Here is a 23,140-nt window from a genome sequence, read left to right as displayed (position 1 = left end):
AACGTCGCTAAGAGCGGTTCATAGCGACTCTAAGTGTCACAGCGTTGGGAAAAGAAGGGGGAGGGGAGGGAAATTAGCACTCCACCACGTTGACGGCCAGGCCGCCCATTGCGGTCTCCTTGTACTTATTGCTCATGTCCTTGCCGGTCTCGCGCATCGTGACGATCACTTCGTCGAGCGAAACGCGGTGCTCGCCGTCACCCCAAAGTGCCATCTTGGTCGCGTTGATCGCCTTGGCCGCGGCAATCGCGTTGCGCTCGATGCAGGGCACCTGAACCAAGCCGCCAATCGGGTCGCAGGTCAGCCCCAGATTGTGCTCCATGGCGATCTCCGCGGCGTTCTCCACTTGCGCCGGGGAGCCGCCCATCACCTCGGCCAGTCCAGCGGCAGCCATTGACGACGCCGAGCCGACCTCGCCCTGGCAGCCCACCTCGGCGCCGGAGATCGAGGCCTGTTCCTTGTACAGCACGCCTACTGCGCCAGCCGCGAGCAGGAAGCGAACCACGACGTCGTCTTTGTCCTCTTGAGTAGCGTTCTCCATGCCCGGCGCATAGTTCAGGGCGTAGTAGAGCACCGCGGGAATGATTCCTGCCGCACCGTTGGTTGGCGCAGTGACCACCCGGCCACCGGAGGCGTTCTCCTCGTTGACCGCCAGCGCGATCAGGTTGACCCATTCCTGCCAGTACTTCGGATCGCGGTCCTTGTCCTCTTTGAGCAGTCGCTCGTGCCAGTCGGGGGCACGACGCCGGACCTTGAGCCCGCCGGGCAGTAAACCTTCGCGGTGCAGGCTGGATTCCACGCAGCCTTCCATCACCGACCAGATGTGTTTGAGTCCCTCCCGAACCTCGTCCTCGGTGCGTCGGGTGCCGTCGGCGGGCATTTCCAGCTCGTTGATCAGCATCACCTCGGAGAAGCGCAGCCCACGGCTCGCGCAGTGTTCTAGCAGTTCAGCCGCGGTGCGGAAGGGCAGCGGCAGCCCTTGATGGCTCTCATCCAGTTCTTGCAGTGCGGAGTCTTCCTCACCCTCACGGACGATGAACCCACCACCCACCGAGAAGAACGTGGCCTGGTGCAGCAGCTTCCCCGCCTCGTCGGAGACGGCGAATTTCATCCCGTTGGTATGCCGGTCCAGCACCGTCAGTGGATGCAGCACCATATCGTCGACGGCGTAATCCAGCGTCTTGCTGCCGGCCAGCCGGATGGTGCCGGTTTCCGCCATTGAGGCGAGTCGCTCTTCGACCTCGGCGGGCAGAATCAGATCCGGGTAGTGGCCCTCTAGGCCGAGCAGGACGGCGGTCATCGTGCCGTGGCCGCGCCCGGTGGCAGCCAGTGAACCATAGAGGTCGACTCGGAGCTGGGTCACCTGGTCGAGGCATCCCTCGGCGCGCAGTTCTTCGACGAAAACTGCCGCAGCGCGCATCGGGCCGACCGTATGAGAACTTGACGGTCCGATGCCGACCTTGAAGAGGTCGAAAACGCCTATAGCCACAGTTTGATCCTAGTCCTATTCGTGATGGTCGGGCCTTTCTCCGTAACTTCGCATCCTAATGAGATGGTCTCCGGTGAATCCCGAAGCCAAATGCCTATCGCGAAGCGCAGGGTTCGCCGGTTGCTGACGATCAGCGGTCAGGCCGGCCGTCGCTAGCTGTGCGGAGCGATATCGGGGTAGAGCGGGTGAGCTTCTGCCAGCGCCTGCACCCGCTGCGCCAATGGCGTCAGATCGGCGTCCGGCTCAGCGATTAAGGCTTCCGCGATGATATTCGCGATCTCGGTGAAGGCCTCGGTCTCAAAGCCCCGCGAAGCCAGCGCCGGGGTGCCGATCCGCAGCCCCGAGGTGACCATCGGCGGCCGCGGGTCGAAGGGCACCGCATTGCGGTTCACCGTGACGTCGATCTGCGCCAGCCGGTCCTCGGCCTGCTGACCATCCAGCTCGGAATCTCGCAAATCCACCAGTACCAGGTGCACATCGGTGCCACCGGTGACCACCGAAATGCCCTTGGCTTTGACGTCGTCTTGCACTAGGCGCTCGGCCAGAATACGCGCACCTTCCAGCACCCGCTGCTGCCGCTCTTTGAACTCAGCGGATGCCGCGATCTTGAAGGCCACGGCTTTGCCAGCGATGACGTGCTCCAAAGGGCCGCCCTGCTGGCCGGGGAACACCGCGGAGTTCAGTTTCTTGGCGATATCGGCGTCGTTGCTCAGGATGATGCCGCCGCGCGGACCGGCGAGGGTCTTATGCGTCGTTGAAGTGGTGACGTGAGCGTGCGGTACCGGTGATGGGTGCAGCCCAGCAGCCACCAAACCGGCGAAATGCGCCATATCCACCATCAGATAAGCGCCGACGGAATCGGCGATCCGGCGGAACTCGGCGAAGTCCAGCTGACGGGCGTAGGCGGACCAGCCGGCCACGATCATCTTCGGCCGGTGTTCCTGCGCCAAGCGCTCAACCTCGACCATATCGATCCGGTGATCGTCTTCGCGGACCTGGTAGGGCACCACATTGTAGAGCTTGCCGGAGAAGTTGATCCGCATACCGTGGGTCAGGTGGCCGCCGTGCGCCAGATTGAGGCCCATGATGGTGTCGCCCGGGGTGAGCAGCGCGTGCATCACCGAGGCGTTGGCCTGCGCCCCGGAGTGCGGTTGCACATTGGCGTAGGCTGCGCCGAAGAGAGCCTTGACCCGGTCGATGGCGAGCTGTTCGACGACGTCGACGTGCTCGCAGCCGCCGTAGTAGCGGCGTCCCGGGTAGCCTTCGGCGTATTTATTGGTCAGCACCGAGCCCTGGGCCTGCATCACGGCGACCGAGGTGTGGTTCTCCGAGGCGATCATCTCCAGGCCGTGCCGCTGCCGGGAGAGTTCGTCGTCGAGCTTGGCCGCGATCTCGGGGTCGAGCTGGGCGAGCGTGCCATTGAGGTGGTTCAGGGTTTGGCTCACAGCTCGCCACCGTTCTTCTCTGCGTACTCGGCAGCGCTGAGCAGCGGACCTTCTTCACTCACGCTGACCTTGAAGAGCCAGCCCGCTCCATAGGGATCCTGGTTGACCACGGCGGGGTCGGCGACGGCGTCGGCGTTGATCTCGGTGATCTCACCGCTGACCGGGGCGTAGAGGTCGGAGACCGATTTGGTGGATTCAATCTCGCCGCAGCTTGTCCCAGCGGAGATGGTGCTGCCGACTCCGGGCAGGTCCAGGTAGACGATATCGCCGAGGGCTTCGGTCGCTACAGCGCTGACTCCAACGGTTGCAATGGCGCCAACCGTGACGACGGCTCCGGCGGTCACCGGGACGGCGCCGTCGGCGGCAACCCATTCGTGCTCGGCGGAGTAGCGGAGTTCAGGAACAATTTTGGTCATCTGAGGGTCTCTTTTCGTGAGGTTGATCGAGGGGAGCCGGTCGGGCTCAGTTGGAGCGCTTGTAGAACGGTAGCGCGACGACGGTGAAGGGCTCGGCCTTGCCGCGCAGGTCAACGAGCAGCTCGGTTCCGGGTTCGGCGTGGCTCGCCTCGACATAGGCTAGGGCCACCGGGTAACCGAGGGTCGGGCTGGGCAGACCGGAGGTCACCTCGCCGATGGTCTGCGTTTCGCCGTTCTGGTCGGTCAGCAGCACTGGGTAGTGGCTACGAGCAGCACGGCGTCCCTGGCCCTGCAAACCGACCAGCACGCGCTTTCCGTTAAGGCTTTCGGCGCGTTCGGCCTTGATCCTCGCCAGAGCTTCTTTACCGACGAAGTCGCCCTCTTTGGCGGTCTTCGCCGGGGGGAGGGAAACTACCGGGCCGAGGCCCGCTTCGAAGGGGTTACCTTGCAGGCTCAGCTCGTTTCCGTAGAGCGGCATGGCCGCCTCCAGGCGGAGTGAATCCCGGCTGGCCAGCCCGCAGGGGGTGACGACGTCGTCCGCGGTGAGCAGGGCGTTCCAGAGCTCTGCGGCCTGGTCGTTTCCGATGTACAACTCGAAGCCGTCTTCACCGGTGTAACCGGTGCGAGCAAGCAGAATCGGCAACCCCGCCACGGTCACCTCGGTGGCCGCGTAGTACTTCAGCTCTCGGACGGCCTGAGCCTGCTCGGCTGGGACCAGGCCGAGCAGGATCCGCTCGGCCTCTGGGCCCTGTAGGGCGATCAGCGAAGTCTGCGCGGAGACGTTCTCCAGATCGACGTCGAAGTTCTGAGCCCGGTTGACGAACTCGGCGTAGACGGCGTCGGCATTGCCCGCATTGGGCACTACCAGGTAGACATCGTCAGCGTTGTCCGATATAGGGTTATCCAGCGCAGGACGGCGATAGCTGATCAGGTCGTCGATAATGCCGCCCTCGGGCGTGCAGATCAACGAGTACTTGGCCTTGCCAACGGCAATCGCCGACAGGTTGCCCACCAGGGCGTAGTCCAGGAAAGCGGCGGCCTGCGGGCCACGGACCCAGATCTCACCCATATGGGAGAGGTCGAAGAGGCCAGCGCCGCGCCGCACCGCGTGGTGCTCGGCCAGTTCACTCTGGTACTTCAGCGGCATATCCCAGCCGCCGAAGTCGGTGAAGCTGGCACCGAGCGTGGCGTGCTCGTTGTGCAGGGCTGTTTCTTTGAGAGTCATCTGTGGCTCCTAGTTTTCAAAGGCTTCGGGAGGCGGGCAAGAGCAGATCAGGTTTCGGTCGCCATTGGCACCGTCGATCCGGCCCACCGGCGGGAAGTACTTATCCACTCGCAGGCTCGGCAGCGGGAAAGCGGCCTGCTCGCGGCTGTACTTGCGATCCCAGGAATCGCTCACCACGGCGTTCGCGGTGTGCGGGGAGAGCCGCAGCGCGGAATCCTGCACCGTGAGCTTGCCCTCCGCGATCTCGTCGATTTCGCCCCTGATGGAGATCATCGCGGCGATGAAACGGTCGATTTCACTGAGGTCTTCGGATTCGGTCGGTTCCACCATCAGGGTGCCCGCCACCGGGAAGGCCAGCGTCGGGGCGTGGAAGCCGTAATCGATCAGCCGTTTGGCGACGTCCTCGGCGGTCACGCCGGTTTTCGCGGTCAGCTCGCGGAGGTCCAGAATGCACTCGTGCGCCACCAGACCGCCGTTGCCGGTGTAGAGCACCGGGAAGTAGTCGTTCAGGCTGGCCGCCACATAGTTGGCCGCCAGCAGCGCGCTGCGGGTGGCCTCGGTCAGGCCGTCGCCGCCCATCAGCTTCACATAGGCCCAGGAGATCGGCAGCACCCCGGCGGAGCCGTACTTGGACGCGGAGATCGCCACGCCGTGCCCTTCCTCGTGGGCGCTCTTCGCGGCGTCGGAGGGCATGAACGGGGCCAGATGCGCTTTGGCCGCGACCGGTCCGACGCCGGGGCCGCCGCCGCCGTGCGGGATGCAGAAGGTCTTGTGCAGGTTCAGGTGTGAGACATCGCCGCCGAACTGGCCCGGCTGGGCCAGGCCGACCAGGGCGTTCAGGTTGGCGCCGTCGATGTAGACCTGGCCGCCGGCGGCGTGCACCGCATCGCAGACCTGGCGCACATCGGCGTCGAAAACCCCGTGCGTCGAGGGGTAGGTGATCATAATCGCGGCCAACTGCTCGGCGTTCGCGTCGATCTTGGCCTGCAGATCCTGGTGGTCGATGGTGCCGTCGGGCGCGGTGGCCACTACCACGACCTTCATCCCGGCGAGCACCGCGGAGGCGGCATTGGTGCCGTGCGCGGAGGCCGGAATGAGACAAATGGTGCGCTGCTGATCGCCACGCGAGAGGTGGTAGCCGCGGATCGCCAGCAGCCCGGCGAGCTCGCCCTGCGAACCGGCGTTGGGCTGGATGGACACCTGGTCGTAGCCGGTGATGGTGGCTAACTCGGCCTCCAGGTCTTCGATCAATTCACGCCAGCCCGCAGTCTGCGACTCCGGGGCGAAGGGGTGGATCCCAGCGAACTCGGGCCAGGAGATGGCTTCCATCTCCACGGTGGCATTGAGCTTCATGGTGCAGGAGCCCAGCGGGATCATGGTGCGGTCCAGGGCCAGATCCCGGTCGGAGAGCTTGCGCAGGTAGCGCAGCATCTGGGTCTCCGAGCGATGCGAGTGGAAGACCGGATGGGTCAGGTATTCCGAGTTGCGCAGCAGGTTTTCTGGCAGTTTAGCTTCGCCGTCCGCCACCTCTGCGCTGACCAGCTCGGCACCGAAGACCCCGGCTACCAGGGCAACGGTCTCGCTCGTGCTGGTCTCGTCGAAGGAGACGCCCAGGGTGTCGGCGTCGATCGGGCGCAGGTTCAGGCCCTTCGCTTCCGCAGCGGCCAGTAGCTCAGCGGCTCGGCCAGGAACCTGCACCGTGAGGGTGTCGAAGAAGCTCTGCTGAGGGACGTCGAAGCCAGCGGCGCGCAGCGAAGCGGCCAGCGTCGCGGCGTGCCGGTGGGTGCGCTGGGCGATCCACTTCAGCCCCTCCGGGCCATGGTAGACGGCGTACATGCTGGCCACGATGGCCAGCAGCGCCTGTGCGGTGCAGATGTTCGAGGTCGCCTTCTCACGGCGGATGTGCTGTTCGCGGGTCTGCAGAGCCAAGCGGTAGGCGGGGGTTCCGGCGTCGTCCTTGGAAACACCGACCAGCCGGCCGGGCAGTGAGCGCTCCAGGCCGCCCCGCACAGCCATATAAGCGGCGTGCGGGCCGCCGAAGAACAGCGGGACGCCGAAGCGCTGGGCGGAGCCGACCGCGATATCGGCGCCCTGCTCGCCCGGCGGGACGATCAAGGTCAGTGCGAGCAGATCGGCGGCCACGGTGACCATAGCACCGCGTTCCTTGGCCTCTTTGATCAGGGAAGCGTGGTCGTGCACGGTTCCGGAGACGCCGGGCTGTTGCAGGACGACGCCGCAGATCTCACCGTGCTCTGATCCCACCGGAGGAAGGCCTTGAGCCGCCAGATCGATCACCACGACGGCGAAGCCGAGCGCCTCGGCGCGGCCCTTCACCACGGAGATGGTCTGCGGCAGCACATCGGCGTCGAGCACGATGACGCCGTCGTTCTTGGCTTTGTTGGAGCGGCGCATCAGCAGCACGGCCTCAGCGACAGCGGTCGCTTCGTCGAGCAGCGAGGCATTGGCGATTGGCAGTGCGGTGAGGTCCTCGACCATGGTCTGGAAGTTGAGCAATGCTTCCAGCCGGCCCTGGGAGATCTCCGGCTGATAGGGGGTGTAGGCGGTGTACCAGGCGGGGTCTTCGAGGATATTGCGGCGGATCACCGGGGGAGTCACGGTGTCGTAGTAGCCCTGGCCGATCAGCTGGACAGCGGTTTTGTTCTTCGCGGCGAGTTCGCGCAGCGTGGCGAGTACCTCGACCTCGCTCAGCGCCGGCTGCAGGCTCAGCGGGCTGTGCTGACGGATGCTCTCCGGCACTGCGGTGTCCACCAGGGTGTCTACCGAGTCGTAGCCGATGGTCTTGAGCATATGGGCCACATCCTCGGCCCGGCGGGCACCGATATGGCGGTCAGCGAAAATCGTTTCTGTCACAGCATCTTGGCTCATCAGGAACTCCAGTATTCGGGTACGGCAGTACCGGGCGTGGGTTCCTCCCCGCTCTGTATGGGACCTGAGAGATTCCGCGAGGACGTCCTCGCTTGCACCGTCGGTGAGCTCTGCCCTGGTTCGGGTAGCGCTGCTTTCCAGAGTTGCCTCGCCGCGGCGGTGCGGGTGCCTGAGAGATTCCCGGGGAGGATTTGCTCCTACGGCGCCCACTGCCTGGTTGGTGGCAGGAGGACTCTCCCGCCGCGGATCGCTGGCGTTTCGTGTTCGTGACCATTCTCACATGGCGGCTGAGGTTGGATCAAACCGCCTTCTGAACTGGTCCTTGAGATGCAAGTTCTGTCGTGGGGAGAGCCTGGGCTGACTCGTAACTTTGGCGGCAGAGGTTGTGGGAAAACGAGGCCCCTGATAAAACTTGAGCAAGTGCTCAACTATTGATCTGAACAATTTATGAGGTGACGGTTATTTTAGAGTTTGATTCTACGGATCTCCCACTCGTCTGGGCGGTGGCGGTTCATCTGTTGTTCCTGGTGCTCGCGGTGATCCTGACGCTCTTCCGCAAGTATTCCCTGGCCGGCGCTTTAGCTTGGCTCGTCACCCTAGGGTCGCTGCTACTGGGGCTGTTCTGGTTTCTGATTCTGGGTGGTGGCCGCAAAAACACTCATGCCGAGGAGTCTGTTCGATTCGCCTTTGATCCCGCCGGGGGTTTGTACATCACCTTGTACATTGTGATCACCCTGGCTGTTGGAGGCTTCATCTCCTGGTACTGCAAAAAACGCCGCAGGGTGGCCCAATCCTGAACCCCTCCCCACTGAATCGCCCGTTCGCTGGGCCATAACTATCCACGCCCACTGAATCCCCGATTTGGTGGGCGTGGCTATGCCTGCTCAACCTAGTGTGGGTGTTTGTATCGATTAGATGGTGCAGATGAGCAGTCTGTTCTGTCGGCGTTGGCGGCTACCTTATAAAATATGAGTGAATTGACCCTGCGGTTTAAGTCCTTTCCCTGCCGGGAATTTCGTATTTTTCTTGACAGACCTTATGTTCGACGATGGATAACACCAAGGGCGATCTATGGTTGGTGGTTTCTTCTGCTTATTTTCGCGGTATCCAGCCAATCCACTATCTTGCTCAAAATCTTGGCTTGGCTCCCTATGCTTGTGATGATTCTTAGTTTCTTTGTGGGATGCGCTTTGGTCTCAAGATTTCCACCGCCAGTTCCTTGGCGAGAGAGGAATCTGTTCTGGGCTAGGGCGGCTGCCCTCATGAATTTCATACGCGGCGGGATACTGCTGTGCGTGGGGTTCTTTGTCTCTCAGATGCTCCTGGAAAAGTACAACCAGCTATCGCTTACTAATGGTGGTTTTGATGAGTTATTTACGTACATTGGCCAACAGATCGTTTGGCCCTCGATACTATTTGGTGCTTTCTTCGTGAGTCTTTGGCTCTGGAGCAGCCTGTTTTTGCGTTATATTCGGAGGCCTCGTGAATGGTCTGTAGCCAGCCGTCAGCTTCTTCACTTAGCCCGCCTTCATCGTTCATCACTCGCCGGTATATGGCTCAAAGGATTGACCCATCCGGGCTGGTTATTCCTGGTGTTCTACATGGTTCCGTTGATGCTGGGTTTCTTAGCCACGATGCCCAGTGCTTTCCTGTGAAACCTGATTGATCGGGCTCCTCGGTGTGTCTTTGTGGCATGCCGAGGAGCTTTTTCGATTTTTCTCAGAAACCCTCCGACTCCGCAGTCCGGGATTCGCATACCACGCCCACTGAATCCCCGATTCGGTGGGCGTGGCTATGCGGGGCTGCAAGGTCAACTGTGCGAACCACAAACCAGCGCCGGTAGCCTTATGGCAGGAACATCTCTTCGCGAACAGGAGCGCAGCATGGAAGTTTGGCCTGGATCGGCCTACCCGCTGGGTGCCACCTTCGACGGCAATGGAACCAACTTCGCGATCTTCAGCGAAGTGGCCGAGGCCGTGCAACTCTGCTTGATCGAGGAGAGCCCTGAGGGCCCGGTGGAGACCAGGATCCCGCTCACCGAGGTGGACGGCTATGTCTGGCACTGCTATTTGCCGCAGATTCAGCCCGGTCAGAAATACGGTTACCGGGTGGATGGCCCCTTCGACCCAGCCCAAGGCCTGCGCTGCAACCCGAATAAATTGCTGCTCGACCCCTACGCCAAGGCGGTCGCCGGGAAAATCGACTGGGACAATGCGTTGTTCTCCTACCAGCACGCCGACCCGACGAAACGCAATGACGAGGACTCGCTGCCGCACATGATGCTCGGCGTCGTAGTCAACCCCTTCTTCGACTGGGACGGCGATCGTGCCCCGCGCACCCCCTACCATCGCTCCTTCATCTACGAAGCGCACGTCAAAGGCCTTACCCAACTGCACCCCGAGGTTCCCGAGGAGCAGCGGGGCACCTATGCCGGCGTCGCGCATCCAGCGGTGATCGCGCACCTGAAAAAGCTTGGCGTGACCGCCATCGAACTGATGCCGGTGCACCAGTTCGTGCAGGACAGCGTGCTGCTCGAAAAAGGCCTCAGCAACTACTGGGGCTACAACACGATTGGCTTTTTCGCCCCGCAGAACACCTACAGCTCCACCGGAGACCAAGGCCAGCAGGTGCAGGACTTCAAAGCCATGGTGCGTGCCCTGCATCGGGCCGGTATCGAAGTGATTCTCGACGTCGTCTACAACCACACCGCGGAGGGCAACCAGCTGGGCCCGACGCTGAGCTTCCGGGGCATCGACAACGCGGCCTATTACCGCTTAGTGGACAACGACGAGCAGTACTACATGGACTACACCGGCACCGGGAACTCGCTCAATGTGCGCAACCCGCACGCGCTACAACTGCTGATGGACTCACTGCGCTACTGGGTGACCGAGATGCACGTGGACGGCTTCCGCTTCGACCTGGCCTCCACACTGGCCCGTGAGTTCTACGACGTCGATAAGCTCTCCACCTTCTTCGAACTCATCCAACAGGACCCGGTGGTCTCCCAGGTCAAGCTCATCGCCGAGCCCTGGGACGTCGGTCCGGGTGGTTACCAGGTGGGCAACTTTCCGCCGCAGTGGACCGAATGGAACGGTAAATACCGCGATACGGTGCGTGATTTCTGGCGCGGCGAGCCCTCGACACTAGGCGAATTCGCCTCCCGGCTCAGCGGTTCCTCCGATCTCTACGAGCATTCGGGACGCCGCCCGGTCGCCTCGATCAACTTCGTCACCGCACATGACGGATTCACCCTCGCCGATCTGGTCGCTTATAACGACAAGCACAACGAGGCCAACGGCGAGAACAACAACGACGGCGAATCCCACAACCGCTCCTGGAACTGCGGAGTGGAAGGGCCCACCCAGGACGCCGGAGTGCTCGCGCTGCGCGCCAGGCAGCAGCGGAACTTCATCGCCACCATGCTGCTCTCCCAAGGCGTGCCGATGCTGGTGCACGGCGATGAACTGGGACGCAGCCAGAGCGGCAATAACAACGCCTACTGCCAGGACTCAGAGCTCACCTGGATTCATTGGGATAGTGCAGACCAACCGCTGATCGAATTCACTGCCAAGCTGAGCCAGCTGCGCCGGGATCATCCGACTTTTCGGCGCTCTCGGTTCTTCGACGGCCGGCCTGCCAAACGCGGTGAGGGGGAGAAGCTCCCCGATCTGGTCTGGCTCGATACCGATGGCAGCACAATGACCGAGGAAGACTGGGGGAACGGCTTCGGCCGCACCATTGGCGTCTTCCTGAACGGCGAGGCCATCTCCGGGGTGGACGAGCGTGGCCGACGGATCACCGACGTCAACTTCCTGCTCTACTTCAACGCTCATGAGGCTGAGGTGCAATTCACCCTGCCCGCCGCAGAGTACGCCCCGCGTTGGGATCCGTTGATCGACACCGCCGGAAGCCAGTTCCCGGCCGGGGTGATCGTCGCCGGTGAAGTGCTGGCGGTCCAGCCGCGCTCTCTGGTCGTGCTGCGCGCCCACGATGAAGAGGCGAGCAGCCCGGACCATTCGGTGGCGGCCTCCTTGGTAGGCAAAATCCAAAACTGAGTCCTCTCCCAGCTGCCACCGAACCAGCCGTCCCCGAACCAGCCGTCCCACCGAATGCGGCAAAAGTTGCCCATGTGGTCTTTCCGAGTGAGCGCCAGCCTCATACGTAACACTGGGTGGGATAACTGGTCGGGACTTTGGCGGCTCGGGGTCTGGGTGGAGGAGCGTGGCATGATGGAGCCATGACCTACTTTCCCGCTGAGTCCCGTTATGCCGAATTGCCTTACCGTCGGCTTGGCCGCAGCGGCCTGAAGCTGCCCGCCGTCTCACTGGGACTGTGGCACAACTTCGGCGATGATAAGCCCTTCGAAAATCAACGGGCCGTTTTGCGTCGAGCCTTCGATCTGGGTGTCACTCACTTCGACCTGGCCAATAATTATGGGCCACCGGCCGGCAGCGCGGAAAGCAACTTCGGGCGCCACCTGCGTGAGGACTTCCGGCCTTACCGCGACGAGCTGATCATCTCCAGCAAAGCCGGACACCTGATGTGGGATGGTCCGTATGGTGAATGGGGTTCCCGGAAGTATCTGCTGGCCAGCCTGGACCAGTCGCTGCAGCGGATGGGTCTGGACTACGTCGATATCTTCTACAGCCACCGCTTCGATCCGGAGACCCCCCTCGAAGAGACCATGTCCGCGCTGGACCACGCGGTGCGTTCCGGTAAGGCGCTCTACGTCGGCGTCTCCAATTATTCTGCTTCGCAGACTCTGGAAGCGGCGAAGATCCTCCGCGAACTGGGCACTCCGATGGTGATCAATCAGCCCAACTACAATATTTTCGACCGCTGGATCGAGCGCCCGGATGAGAGCGGCTCCTCGCTGCTGCAGGTGCTCTCCGATCAGGGAATCGGCTCGATTGCCTATTCACCGCTGGCTCAGGGTGTGCTCACCGACCGCTATCTCAAGGGCGTGCCCTCGGATTCCCGGGCCGCCCTGGGCCACTTCCTCAAGGAGAGCGCGCTCACCGAGGAGAAAATGACTGCGGTTCGTACACTCAATGAACTGGCTGCGGCTCGCGGCCAGTCGCTCGCCGAGATGTCGGTGGCCTGGGTGCTGCGCGAGCAGGCCGCAGGAGCTGTCACTTCCGCGTTGGTGGGCGCCTCCAGCGTCGCCCAACTGGAAGCGAACCTGGCCGGAGTGGCCAAGCTCGGCTTCGACGAAGCAGAGATCGCCGCGATCGACGCCGCCAGCGCTGGCATCTAAGCGCAGAACACCCACCTTTGAGGAGAACTATGTCCGTCAACCCTATTCGTGTTGCCATCGTCGGTGTTGGTAACTGTGCATCATCCCTGGTGCAGGGAGTGCATTACTACCGAGACGCTGATCCTGGTCAAACCGTACCGGGGTTGATGCACGTGCGGTTCGGCGAGTACCACGTGAGCGATGTGCAGTTCGTCGCTGCGTTCGACGTCGACGCGAAGAAGGTCGGCTTGGACCTTTCCGAAGCGATTACGGCGAGCGAGAACAATACCCTCAAACTCGCTGACGTCCCGGAGACCGGCATCCTCGTGCAGCGCGGTCCGACCCTGGATGGATTGGGCAAGTACTACCGGGAGACGATTGAGGAATCTTCCGCGGAAGCCGTCGACGTGGTCGCCGCGCTGCGGGCGGCCGAGGTCGACGTCGTGGTCTGCTACCTGCCGGTGGGCTCGGAGCACGCCGCGAAGTTCTACGCCCAGGCCGCTATCGATGCGGGCTGCGCTTTTGTGAACGCGCTGCCGGTGTTCATCGCCGGGACCAAGGAGTGGGCGGATAAATTCACCGCCGCTGGTCTGCCGATCGTGGGCGATGACATCAAGAGCCAGCTGGGCGCCACCATCACCCACCGGGTGATGGCTAAGCTCTTCGAGGACCGGGGGGTCATCCTGGATCGCACCTATCAGCTCAATGTGGGTGGCAATATGGACTTCAAGAACATGCTGGAACGCGACCGGCTGGAATCGAAGAAGATCTCCAAGACCCAGGCAGTGACTTCCAATACCTCCGCCGCGCTGACCGAGCGCGATGTGCACATCGGCCCGTCCGATTACGTCGCCTGGCTGGACGACCGGAAATGGGCCTTTGTCCGGCTGGAGGGCCGGAACTTCGGCGATGCTCCGGTGTCCCTGGAGTACAAGCTCGAGGTCTGGGATTCGCCCAACTCGGCCGGCGTCATTATCGATGCCATCCGTGCCGCGAAGATCGGCCTGGACCGGGGAATCGGCGGGCCTTTGCTCGCACCGAGCGCCTACTTCATGAAGTCCCCGCCGGAGCAGCTGGCTGACGACGTGGCCCATGAGGCCGTAGAAGCCTTTATTAAAGGCTAGTTGTCATAACGGCTGAGGGGCTTAGCCGAGGGCGCGCTGGTAGCTCTCCAGCGTGAGCTCCGCGGTGTGCTGCCAGGAGTATCCTGCGGCGTGGATGGCTGCGGCGCGCCCCATGGCCTTGAGTTGCTCCGGGTCATTCAAGGTGCGCTCTAAGACGATCGACCAGTGGTGCGGGTCCAGCCCATCCACCAGGGTGCCGGTCAGCTGATCCTGCACCGCTTCGACCAGGCCACCCACCCGAGTTGCCAGTACCGGTGTGCCACAGGCCCCGGCTTCCAACGCGACCAAGCCGAAGGACTCCGAAGAGGAAGGCATCGCAACGAGATCCGCGGAGCGGAACCATTGGGCGAGTTCAGCGGGTGGCTTGGGGCTTTCGAAGCCAATGAGATGAGCTATGCCGAGTTGCTGCGCCAATTTTTGCAGATCGTAATCCTCGGGACCGCTCCGGGAGCCGATAACGCTCAGTTGTAGTTCGAGTTCTGGGCGGCGCTGATGCAGCAGCGCCACAGCCTCAATCAGCAGGTGAGCACCTTTGAGGCGCTGCAACCGTCCCGCGAACACCACGTGCAGCCGTTGCGGGTCGATCCCCAGCTCCCCTCGGGCGGCAGCTTGTGAACCCGGGCGGAAAACTTTCAGGTCGACGCCGGGAGGGATCACATCGATGCGCTCGGCTTTGCCGTGGTAGAGGAATTCGATCTCTCGTGCCTCGTAGTGAGTGTTAGCGGTTAAACGGGTGGCGGTATGGACGATGCGGTCTTCACCGGCCGCCCGTTCGGAAGGTTCACGCACTTGGCCGTCGAGACGATACCGGTCCTTCACTTTGGCCATGGTGTGCATCGAGTGCACTAGAGGCAGTTGCCAGCTGGCTGCCAATGGCAAGGCCGCTACTCCGGAAATCCAGTAGTGGGAGTGCAGCAGCTCAGTGCGGCCCGGGCCTGTGGTACCTAGGACGTCGACCAGCTTGGGCAGCAGCTCCGGGAGCTTTTCCTTGCTGATTTTCAGCGGATGAGATTTTTTCGCTGTGTTCGTTTCGCCGAGGCCGGGCAGGCCGAGGCTGCGCGGATCGAGATGGCGCACCAGGACGCCGGGAGCCAACTCCGTTGCAGGCGAGTCGCCGATGGTGACAATTTCAACCGACACCCCGAGATCGGCTAAGCCCAGGGCGAGCTGGCGGATATAAACATTCATTCCGCCAGCATCTCCGGAACCCGGTTGTTCCAGGGGAGAGGTGTGCAAAGAGAACATCGTCACATGACGCGGTACCTGCACGTGAGTCCTCCTTGGATAAGAATCAGGCAATAGCCGGAATTCCAGTGGTCTGCTTCTGCCGCCATTCTCGCATCCGCAAGCAGCACAATGGAAAGCAAGGCCACCTGGGCTAAGGGTGCACCGTCTGGCTGCTTGTTTCCAAGCGAGTTTTTATGAAGCGTATCTAGTCCCGGCAGGCTCAGCCCAGAGCTTTCGCAGCTCCGGGAAAGTCTCTTCATAACTGATAAGCACCCGCGAAGCGAGTTTTTCGTCGCCCACCAGGGGGTGCAGGGCGAAGGCCAACTCGGCTTGGTCGCGCTCGCCATTCAGCACAGCGCGGACGACGGCGGTTTCCACGGCTTTGAGCTGTGCCATCAACCCGAGCTGGTGGGGTTCCGGCTGGGACTTCAGGGGCAGGGGACTAGCTCCGGAAGCATCGATGCCACTGGGTACCTCGATCACCGCATCGGCTGGCAGAGCGGCGATGGTGCCGCCGTTGGGCACATTGAGAATCAGTTCGCTGCGTTCTCCGGTGAGCAGGGCGGCCATCGCGGCGAGCGCGACCTCTTCATAGCCACCGCCGGCCAGGTCAGCCTCATCGCGTTGTTCCTGTACGCCGTCCTTCGGTGACCGGGCTTCGGCCAGATAGCCTTCCTCGCGCTCCCGGCGAGCCGCCTCCCAGCGCTGGAAAGCTTCGGGCCCCCTTAACTCCGGGTAGCTTAACCGCTGTGCCTCGGCGATGGACTCGCCCCGGGTTTGCGGGGAGCCCTGAATCGCTGCGAATGCCTGGCCTCGCCGGTAGTAGTAAAACAGGTATTCATTGGGTATCGCCCCCAGAGCGTGCAAGAAGTCAGCTTTGAACAGCCTGCCCTCTTCGAAGCTCGCCAGTGCCCCTGGACGGCTGAGCAGACCGGGCAGTCGGTCGACGCCGTCGTACTCCAGACCGCGCAGCCAGCCCAGGTGGTTCAGCCCTACATAGTCGACGCCGCTCAGACTGCCAGTCGCGAGCGGAACACCCGCCGCTCTTGCCGCCCGGCGCACCAGCCCAATCGGTGAATCGCAGATTCCGATTACCTTTTGGCCCAGTACCCCTTGCAGCGCTTGAGTCACCATGCCTGCCGGGTTGGTGAAGTTGATCAACCAGGCTTTCGGGCAGAGCCGCCGCATGGCTTCGGCGAGTTCCAGCATGAAGGGAAGGGAGCGCAGTGCATAGCTGATCCCTCCGGCGCCGGTGGTCTCCTGGCCGAGTAAGCCCAGGCCCAGCGCGACTTTTTCGTCCAGAACACGGCCGGCCGCGCCGCCCACCCTGGTCGCCGCGAACACCACGTCGGCCCCTGGTAATGCTGCTTCCAGTTCGGTGCTGAGCGTGACCGGGGGACCGGTAAACGGCATCGCCTCCAGCACTGCCGCAATGGCTTCCAACCGTGATGGTTCAATATCGTGCAGCACCACCGAGTCGATCAGCCCGGCGTACTTTCCTTGGCTCACCGCACGGTAAACCAAGGGCACCCTGAAGCCGCCGCCACCGACGATCACCAATCGCATAGCCCCATTCTCACCCATATCGTTCGATTCATGGTCGGTGCAGCCCAGTGAGTGTGCAGATCTACACGTTTTGAACCAGGTTTAAGGTGTAGATCTGCACACTCGGCAGAGCCGTAGGGCGGTAAACTGCGGTACATGGTTGGGGAAAACACGGTCGGGGAGAATACCCAGCGCAGCAGATTCGATCCGCTCGCTGGAAAACGCGGCGCGGACTCTCCTGCGGTCGATCTGATCCTCACCGGCTCGGTCTTCTTCGACATTATCTTCACCGGTCTGACCGATCTGCCGAGCAAGGGCACCGAGATCTTCAGCGAGGGGATGGGCTCGTGCCCCGGTGGTGTCGCCAACCAGGCGATCGCGGCAAGCCGTCTCGGACTGAACACCAGCTTGGCGGCGGCTTTCGGCGATGATGGCTACGGTGACGCCAATTGGACCATCCTGAGCGAGCAAGAACAGGTCGATCTGAGTCATTCACAGCGTTTCGACGGCTGGCATTCTCCCGTCACGGTCTCACTTTCGGTGCATAAAGACCGTTCCATGGTCAGCCACGGGCACCCTTCGCCGCTCACCGCTACCGAACTCTTCGCGGCCAAACCGCCCAAGGCCTTGGCCGCCGTCGTGCCCCTGGAAGTGGAGCTGGAACCTTGGGTGCTGACTGCTCAGCGGCAAGGCACCAAGCTCTTCGGCGACGTCGGCTGGGACCCCAGCGGCGAATGGCCACAGCAGACCCTGAAGAACCTCGAGCACTTCTACGCGTTCATGCCCAACGCGACCGAGGCGATGGCTTTCACCCGCTGCGACGATCCCTGGGGCGCGCTGTACGCGCTCGCCGATCAGGTGCCGGTCGCCGTGGTGACAGTGGGCGAGCAGGGTGCGATGGCGGTGGACTCCGAGACCGGTGAAGAAGAGTGGGTGCCCGCGCTCCCGGTGAACGCCTGGGACCCCACGGGTGCGGGCGACTGTTTCGGGGCCGCCTTTGTGATGGGTAGCCTGGCTGGCTGGAATCTTGCCGACCGGCTGAGTTTTGCCAATCTCTGCGCCTCGCTTTCGGTGCAGCAGGTCGGAGGCTCGCTGGCGGCACCGGGCTGGGGTGATATTGCGGACTGGTGGCACAAGATGAACACCGCCCGGGAAGGGGTTCATAAGCAGTGGCTGCGCCGGTATGCATACCTTGAGGATCTGCTCCGTGATATGCCGCTCGAAGTAGTGCGGCGGGCGACGGCGACCATCGCGCACCACTCCGACGCTTGAGCTGAGCACCGGCTCGGCGAGGTGCGTGAAATAGAATCGACTCATGACAGCCGAACGCCAAGCCCAGGTCGATCTAGAGGCCATCCGGCACAATGTACGGCGGATCTCCGAGTTGGTGTCCCCGGCTCAGGTGATGGCAGTGGTGAAAGCGGATGCTTATGGGCACGGCCTGCTGCCGGTGGCCAGGGCCGCCCTTGAAGCAGGAGCCAGCTGGCTGGGAGTGGCCAGGGTGTCGGAAGCGCTCACGCTGCGCCGCGGCGGAGTCGAAGCTCCCTTGCTGGCTTGGCTGCATACTCCCGGGAGTGATTTCGGCTCGGCCGTGGAGGCGGGCATTGACCTCGGCGTCTCCGGCTGGGAGCTGAAACATATCGTCGCTGCGGCTCGTGAACAGCAGCGACCGGCGCGGGTGCACCTCAAAATCGATACCGGCTTGGGGCGCAATGGCAGCACCGCTGAACTGTGGGATTCCCTGGTCGGTGAAGCCCTGGAGTATCAGGACGAGGGGTTGCTGCGTGTAGTCGGGCTGTTCTCTCACCTCGCGGTGGCCGATCAACCACAGCGCGATGAGACGGACTTGCAACTGGAACGTTTCCGGGAAGCAGTGGCAATAGCCGAGGACGCCGGCGTTGACGCCGAAGTGCGGCACCTGGCGAACACCCCGGCGATCTTCTCCCGCCCGGACACCCATTTCGACCTGGTGCGAGCGGGGGTCGGCATCTACGGCCTATCGCCCTTCGACGGACAGACCTCCGAGGAGTTGGGGCTTCGCCCGGCCATGACGCTGAAGACTTTCGTGGCGCACTGCAAACGGGTTCCGGCAGGTCAAGGCGTTTCTTACGGCTTGCAGTACCGCACCCCCGGCGCTACCTCCTTGGCGCTGATTCCGCTCGGCTACGGCGACGGGGTGCCCAGGGTGGCTACCGGAGGCCCGGTGCGCATCGCCGACCAGGTGTACCCGGTGGTCGGCCGGATCGCGATGGATCAAATGGTGGTAGATCTGGGCACCCAGCTGGCCGACGACGAATCGCTGCTCGGCCAGGAAGCCGTGCTCTTCGGGGCAGCCGAGGCCGGAGACCCCTCAGTTGATCTCTGGGCGGCGGCCGCCGGGACGATCAACTACGAAGTGGTGACCCGGCTTGCGCCGAGCGTGCAGCGCGTCTATCTCCATGAGACACCGATGCTGAGCGGCGTGGAACCGCAGAGCACGGCAGCTCAGCTCAATGATAGGGAACCGCTCGCTGCCCAGGAATCGTTTAAAGCCCAGGAGACAGCGTGAAGTTCCAACTCCCAGGGATCGAGCAAACCGCTCAGTTCGCCCGGCAGCTGGCCGGAGAGCTAAAAGCCGGGGATCTGATCATCCTCTCCGGTGAACTCGGCGCGGGCAAAACCACCTTCACCCAAACGCTAGGTGAAGCACTGGGAGTGCGGCCGGGCATTATCTCGCCCACCTTCGTGCTGGTGCGGATTCACCCTTCACTGATCGGCGGGCCAGACCTGGTTCACGTCGATGCCTACCGCCTGGGCTCCGCGGCCGAGATCGATGACATCGACCTTGAGAACACCCTTGATTCCTCGGTCACCGTGGTGGAATGGGGTGAGGGCCGGGTTGAGCACCTCAGCGATTCCTACCTTTTGATCCGCTTGGAACGGCCCAGCGAAAGCCCCGAAGCGGCAGGTGATGAAGATTCCGAGCCGCGCAGCCTTGAACTCACTGCGGTGGGCCCTCGCTGGGCTGATCTCGAAGCTGGCAGCTTTGAGGCGGACTTAGGGCAACAGCACTAGATTTTGCCCTAAGCCGACTGCCCAGCCTCGAAACAAAAATCAACTAAGCTGGTACGGTGCTTCTGCTTGCCATCGATACCTCGGCGATTGCCAGTGCCGCCCTGATTCTGGACGGCGAGCTACTGGAGAGTTTCGCCACCGAAGACACTCGCAGCCATGCGGAGGTGCTCGCCTCGGGGATCGAAGGCCTGCTCAAGGCGCGGCAGCGGCCCGATGCTATTGCGGTGGGGACCGGACCGGGACCTTTCACTGGTCTGCGCTCGGGGATCGCCACCGCCAGAACACTTTCCTATGTCTGGCAGGTGCCGCTCGCCGGGGTGATGAGCTTGGATGCCCTGGCCTGGGACGTGGTAGCGAGTTTCGAGCGCGAGCAACGGACGGCGTCCTCCTTTATCGTGGCCACCGATGCACGGCGCAAGGAAGTTTACTGGTCGCAGTATGCTCCTCATGGTGGGCTCCTGGAGGGCCCGCGGGTCGGAGCTGTTTCAGAGCTACCGGAGCGGCTTCCCGTCTATGGCTATGGCGCTGGGCTCTACGCTGAGGCTCTGGCCGATCGCGTGGTACCGGAATTCAGCCGGGCACAGCCTCAGGCTTCCTCACTCGGTTTGTTCGCAGCACATCAGCTGGCTGCCGGGCGGCAATTGCCCGACACTACGCCGCTCTACCTGCGCGAATCGGATGCCCAGGTGCCAGGGCCCCGAAAGCGGGCACTATGAATCAGCTAATTAACCATTTCCGTCCCATGACCGCCCAAGATATCGACGCCGTCAGCGAGCTGGAGATCCTGCTCTTTCCTGAGGATGCCTGGCCGCGCCAGGCCTTCGTCGATGAACTCGGCCAGGCCACCCGGCACTACCTGGTGGTCGAACGGCAAGGGCAGATCGTCGGCTACGCCGGATTGATGTGCGTGCCGCCGACAGCGGACGTACAGACCATTGGAGTGCGCCCCGAACTGGAAGGCCAGGGGATCGGCAGCGAACTGCTCTCCAGGCTGATTTCCGAGGCCAGGGACCGCGGTGCGGCCGACCTGCTGCTCGAGGTCCGCGAAGATAACCCCCGGGCACAGCAGCTGTATCAAAGATTCGGCTTCCGGCATATTCACACCAGGCCGCGCTACTACCGCGGGGGCGTGGACGCCTTGATTATGCAGCTCTCCCTGCTCGCCGAAGAGGGGGTCTGACGGTGCTGAACCCAGTTCGGGAACCTCTGGTGCTCGGCATCGAGTCCTCCTGTGATGAAACCGGCGTCGGGATCGTCCGGGGCAATACTCTGTTGGCCAATACGGTCTCCTCCTCGATGGAGGAGCACGTCCGCTTCGGCGGAGTGATCCCGGAGATTGCTTCCAGGGCTCACCTGGACGCCCTGGTGCCCACTCTGAATGAGGCGCTGCACACTGCAGGGGTCGAGCTGGAAGAGCTGGATGCGATCGCGGTGACTGCTGGGCCGGGGTTAGCCGGTGCCCTGATGGTCGGAGCGTGTGCTGCCAAGGCGCTCTCTCTGGCCACCGGCAAACCGCTCTATGCGGTCAACCACCTGGTGGCCCATGTCGGGGTCGCGCTCTTGGACTCCTCGCTGGGAATCAGCGGGGCGTTTCCTGAGAAGCTCGGAGCACTGCTGGTTTCCGGTGGGCACACCGAAATCCTGAGAGTCAGAAACCTGACCGACGACGTCGAACTGCTCGGCGCGACGATTGACGACGCCGCGGGCGAGGCCTTCGATAAGATCGCCAGAATTCTGGGGCTGAACTACCCGGGTGGGCCGGCGATCGACCGTTTGGCTAAGGAAGGAAATCGCACCGCGGTGGCTTTCCCCCGAGCGCTCACCGCCCCGAAGTATCTGGGCACCCGAGAGGCTCCCGGTGCGCACCGCTATGACTTCTCATTCTCCGGCTTGAAAACGGCGGTGGCACGCAAGGTCGAGCAGCTGGAAGCCACTGGAGAACACGTACCGCGGGCGGATATCGCCGCCTCGTTCCAGGAAGCAGTGCTCGACGTCGTGACCGCCAAAGCCGTGCTGGCCTGTCAGGAGCAGGACTTAGACACCTTGCTCTTGGGCGGCGGAGTGGCAGCCAACTCGCGATTGCGGGAACTGCTGAGTGAACGAACTGCTGCGGCGGGCATCGATTTACTGATTCCGTCGATTTCATTGTGCACGGACAATGGGGCGATGGTTGCCGCCCTGGGGGCACAGCTGGTGGCGAAGGGCACGCCGCCGAGCGGTATCGGTTTCGCTCCGGACTCTTCGCTGCCGGTAACGACGATCTGCCTTTAGGGGCTTAGCAACGGCTTTAGTTTTGGTGACCTTCGCGCATCAGCCGCACCAGATCGTCAACCACGGGACGCAGATTGCCGCCGTTCGCAGCGGCGATCTGGCGTTGTCGCTGGTAGCCGGCGCCGCGCTGGATGATTTTCTCCACATCGGCTAGTTCGGCGGAGCAGTTCAGCCGTTTAGCCACTGGTTCGAGCCGGTTCAGCAGCTCTCTCAAGTCGTCGGTGACCAAGCGTTCGTTCGACTGGGCGTCCAGGATGATGATGGCATCCAGTCCATAACGCGCAGCCCGCCATTTGTTCTCCTGAACGTGCCAAGGCGGCATGGTGGGAATACTGCCGCCGGCATCCAAAGTGTCAGAGAAGGACTGCACCAGGCACTGGGTGAGCGCCGCAATAGCTCCCACTTCTTCCAGGGTGGAAAGACCATCGCAAACCCGCATTTCGATGGTACCCAGAGCTGGAACCGGCCGAATGTCCCAGCGGATCTCGGAGATCTGGTCAATCACTCCGGTGGTCATCATGTCCTGGACGTAGCTCTCATAGCCCTTCCAATCCTCGAATTGGAAGGGCAGTCCGGCAGTGGGTAGTTGCTGAAACAGCAGAGCCCGTTGCGAAGCGTAACCGGTATCTTCCCCGTTCCAGTACGGAGAGGAAGCGGAAAGGGCTTGGAAATGTGGGAAGTAGTTGACCAGGCCATTGAGCACCGGGAAGGCCTTGGCTTTGGAGTCCAGGCCGACGTGCACGTGAACTCCGTAGATCACCATCTGCGAGCCCCACCACTGGGTGCGGTCGATCAGCTTGGCGTAGCGCTCCTTATCGGTGACTGGTTGAGAGCTGGAGTGGCTGAAGGGGTGGGTTCCTGAACACATCAGATCGACACCGAAACGGGCTCCAGCCTCGCGGACCGTGTTGAGTGAACGCTTTAGATCTTCCTTTGCCTCGGCCACGGTATGGCAGACCCCGGTGACCAGTTCCAAAGTGTTGAGCAGCAGTTCGCGCTTGATATGGGGGTGTTCCTCATCGGCTTGCAGTTCCGGATGCTCTTGGTTGATGACGCCGAGCAGGGCATCGGCTTGCGGGGTCAGTTCACCGGTCTGAGCGTCGACGAGAGCAAGCTCCCATTCGACCCCTAGCGTCGACTGTGCGGATTCGCCGAATTGGATTTCCATGATTCGCCCCCTTCGGACGTGCACTGATGCCTCTCGTTCCAAGAGGTCTAA

19 protein-coding genes and 1 riboswitch are annotated in these 23,140 nt (G+C 62.6%); of the genes, 11 read left to right on the top strand and 8 right to left on the bottom strand.

Translation table 11 applies throughout. The features are described from left to right. Positions 1-73 precede the first annotated feature (73 nt). The 5 genes from ABDK06_RS04665 to gcvP form a co-directional block, all read right to left on the bottom strand. On the bottom strand, positions 74-1,489 hold the full coding sequence (locus ABDK06_RS04665) for an L-serine ammonia-lyase (RefSeq protein WP_394939405.1): 1,416 nt from the start codon (positions 1,487-1,489) through the stop codon (positions 74-76). A 152-nt stretch (positions 1,490-1,641) separates the two neighbouring features. Beyond that, positions 1,642-2,934 carry a serine hydroxymethyltransferase gene (gene glyA / locus ABDK06_RS04660; protein ID WP_394939403.1) on the bottom strand — a complete coding sequence of 431 codons (1,293 nt, stop codon included), beginning with the start codon at positions 2,932-2,934 and terminating at the stop codon, positions 1,642-1,644. Beyond that, positions 2,931-3,350, bottom strand: a complete 420-nt coding sequence (gene gcvH / locus ABDK06_RS04655) for a glycine cleavage system protein GcvH (RefSeq protein ID WP_394939401.1) — start codon at positions 3,348-3,350, stop codon at positions 2,931-2,933. The genes glyA and gcvH overlap by 4 nt, the downstream gene beginning before the upstream one ends. Positions 3,351-3,396: 46 nt before the next feature. Beyond that, positions 3,397-4,575: a glycine cleavage system aminomethyltransferase GcvT gene (gcvT, locus tag ABDK06_RS04650; protein WP_394939399.1), complete on the bottom strand. Its 1,179-nt coding sequence runs from the start codon at positions 4,573-4,575 to the stop codon at positions 3,397-3,399. Between the two features lie 9 nt (positions 4,576-4,584). Continuing rightward, positions 4,585-7,461, bottom strand: a complete 2,877-nt coding sequence (gcvP, locus tag ABDK06_RS04645) for an aminomethyl-transferring glycine dehydrogenase (protein WP_394939397.1) — start codon at positions 7,459-7,461, stop codon at positions 4,585-4,587. A 147-nt stretch (positions 7,462-7,608) separates the two neighbouring features. After that, a riboswitch (glycine riboswitch) is annotated at positions 7,609-7,711 on the bottom strand. Between the two features lie 202 nt (positions 7,712-7,913). Between gcvP and ABDK06_RS04640 the strand changes: the two genes are divergently transcribed. The 5 genes from ABDK06_RS04640 to ABDK06_RS04620 all read left to right on the top strand — a co-directional run bounded on the left by ABDK06_RS04640 (position 7,914) and on the right by ABDK06_RS04620 (position 13,824). Further along, the gene (locus ABDK06_RS04640) at positions 7,914-8,258 is read left to right on the top strand and encodes a hypothetical protein (RefSeq protein ID WP_394939395.1); all 345 of its coding nucleotides are present in this window, start codon (positions 7,914-7,916) and stop codon (positions 8,256-8,258) included. Between the two features lie 171 nt (positions 8,259-8,429). Then, the gene (locus ABDK06_RS04635; protein WP_394939393.1) at positions 8,430-9,116 is read left to right on the top strand and encodes a hypothetical protein; all 687 of its coding nucleotides are present in this window, start codon (positions 8,430-8,432) and stop codon (positions 9,114-9,116) included. 228 nt (positions 9,117-9,344) lie between these two features. Further along, the gene (glgX, locus tag ABDK06_RS04630; RefSeq protein ID WP_394939391.1) at positions 9,345-11,519 is read left to right on the top strand and encodes a glycogen debranching protein GlgX; all 2,175 of its coding nucleotides are present in this window, start codon (positions 9,345-9,347) and stop codon (positions 11,517-11,519) included. 182 nt (positions 11,520-11,701) lie between these two features. Next, a complete protein-coding gene (locus ABDK06_RS04625) occupies positions 11,702-12,721 on the top strand; it encodes an aldo/keto reductase (RefSeq protein WP_394939389.1) in 1,020 nt (339 codons plus the stop codon). 29 nt (positions 12,722-12,750) lie between these two features. Further along, positions 12,751-13,824 (top strand): inositol-3-phosphate synthase, encoded by a 1,074-nt coding sequence (locus ABDK06_RS04620; RefSeq protein WP_394939387.1) that lies wholly within the window; start codon positions 12,751-12,753, stop codon positions 13,822-13,824. A 21-nt stretch (positions 13,825-13,845) separates the two neighbouring features. Here ABDK06_RS04620 and ABDK06_RS04615 read toward each other — a convergent pair whose 3' ends face one another. Beyond that, a complete protein-coding gene (locus ABDK06_RS04615; protein ID WP_394939385.1) occupies positions 13,846-15,093 on the bottom strand; it encodes a glycosyltransferase in 1,248 nt (415 codons plus the stop codon). Positions 15,094-15,243: 150 nt separating this feature from the next. After that, positions 15,244-16,617: a 6-phospho-beta-glucosidase gene (locus tag ABDK06_RS04610; protein WP_394939383.1), complete on the bottom strand. Its 1,374-nt coding sequence runs from the start codon at positions 16,615-16,617 to the stop codon at positions 15,244-15,246. A gap of 135 nt (positions 16,618-16,752) precedes the next feature. Between ABDK06_RS04610 and ABDK06_RS04605 the strand changes: the two genes are divergently transcribed. Genes ABDK06_RS04605 through tsaD form a run of 6 tightly spaced genes read left to right on the top strand, consistent with a single transcriptional unit; the run spans position 16,753 to position 21,921 of the window. Next, entirely contained in the window at positions 16,753-17,868 is a 1,116-nt protein-coding gene (locus tag ABDK06_RS04605; RefSeq protein ID WP_394939381.1) for a PfkB family carbohydrate kinase, read from the top strand. Positions 17,869-17,911: 43 nt separating this feature from the next. Beyond that, positions 17,912-19,144 (top strand): alanine racemase, encoded by a 1,233-nt coding sequence (alr, locus tag ABDK06_RS04600; RefSeq protein WP_394939379.1) that lies wholly within the window; start codon positions 17,912-17,914, stop codon positions 19,142-19,144. Next, positions 19,141-19,650: a tRNA (adenosine(37)-N6)-threonylcarbamoyltransferase complex ATPase subunit type 1 TsaE gene (tsaE, locus tag ABDK06_RS04595; RefSeq protein WP_394939377.1), complete on the top strand. Its 510-nt coding sequence runs from the start codon at positions 19,141-19,143 to the stop codon at positions 19,648-19,650. Before alr ends, tsaE begins: the two co-directional genes overlap by 4 nt. A 56-nt stretch (positions 19,651-19,706) precedes the next feature. Beyond that, positions 19,707-20,366, top strand: coding sequence for a tRNA (adenosine(37)-N6)-threonylcarbamoyltransferase complex dimerization subunit type 1 TsaB (tsaB, locus tag ABDK06_RS04590; protein WP_394939375.1), 660 nt, complete (start codon positions 19,707-19,709; stop codon positions 20,364-20,366). Positions 20,367-20,392: 26 nt separating this feature from the next. Further along, a complete protein-coding gene (gene rimI, locus ABDK06_RS04585; protein WP_394939373.1) occupies positions 20,393-20,830 on the top strand; it encodes a ribosomal protein S18-alanine N-acetyltransferase in 438 nt (145 codons plus the stop codon). A 5-nt stretch (positions 20,831-20,835) separates the two neighbouring features. Further along, positions 20,836-21,921 (top strand): tRNA (adenosine(37)-N6)-threonylcarbamoyltransferase complex transferase subunit TsaD, encoded by a 1,086-nt coding sequence (gene tsaD, locus ABDK06_RS04580; protein ID WP_394940798.1) that lies wholly within the window; start codon positions 20,836-20,838, stop codon positions 21,919-21,921. Positions 21,922-21,937: 16 nt separating this feature from the next. Here the strand turns inward: tsaD and ABDK06_RS04575 are convergent, their stop codons facing one another. Next, positions 21,938-23,089 carry a glutamate--cysteine ligase gene (locus ABDK06_RS04575; RefSeq protein ID WP_394939371.1) on the bottom strand — a complete coding sequence of 384 codons (1,152 nt, stop codon included), beginning with the start codon at positions 23,087-23,089 and terminating at the stop codon, positions 21,938-21,940. Between the last annotated feature and the right edge of the window lie 51 nt (positions 23,090-23,140).

Origin of the sequence: Psychromicrobium ferritrahens, assembly GCF_043789415.1 — a bacterium.
Lineage (GTDB): Bacteria > Actinomycetota > Actinomycetes > Actinomycetales > Micrococcaceae > Renibacterium.
The sequence above is the reverse complement of the archived record's forward strand: the minus strand, read 5'-3'. Positions and strand labels throughout refer to the sequence as shown.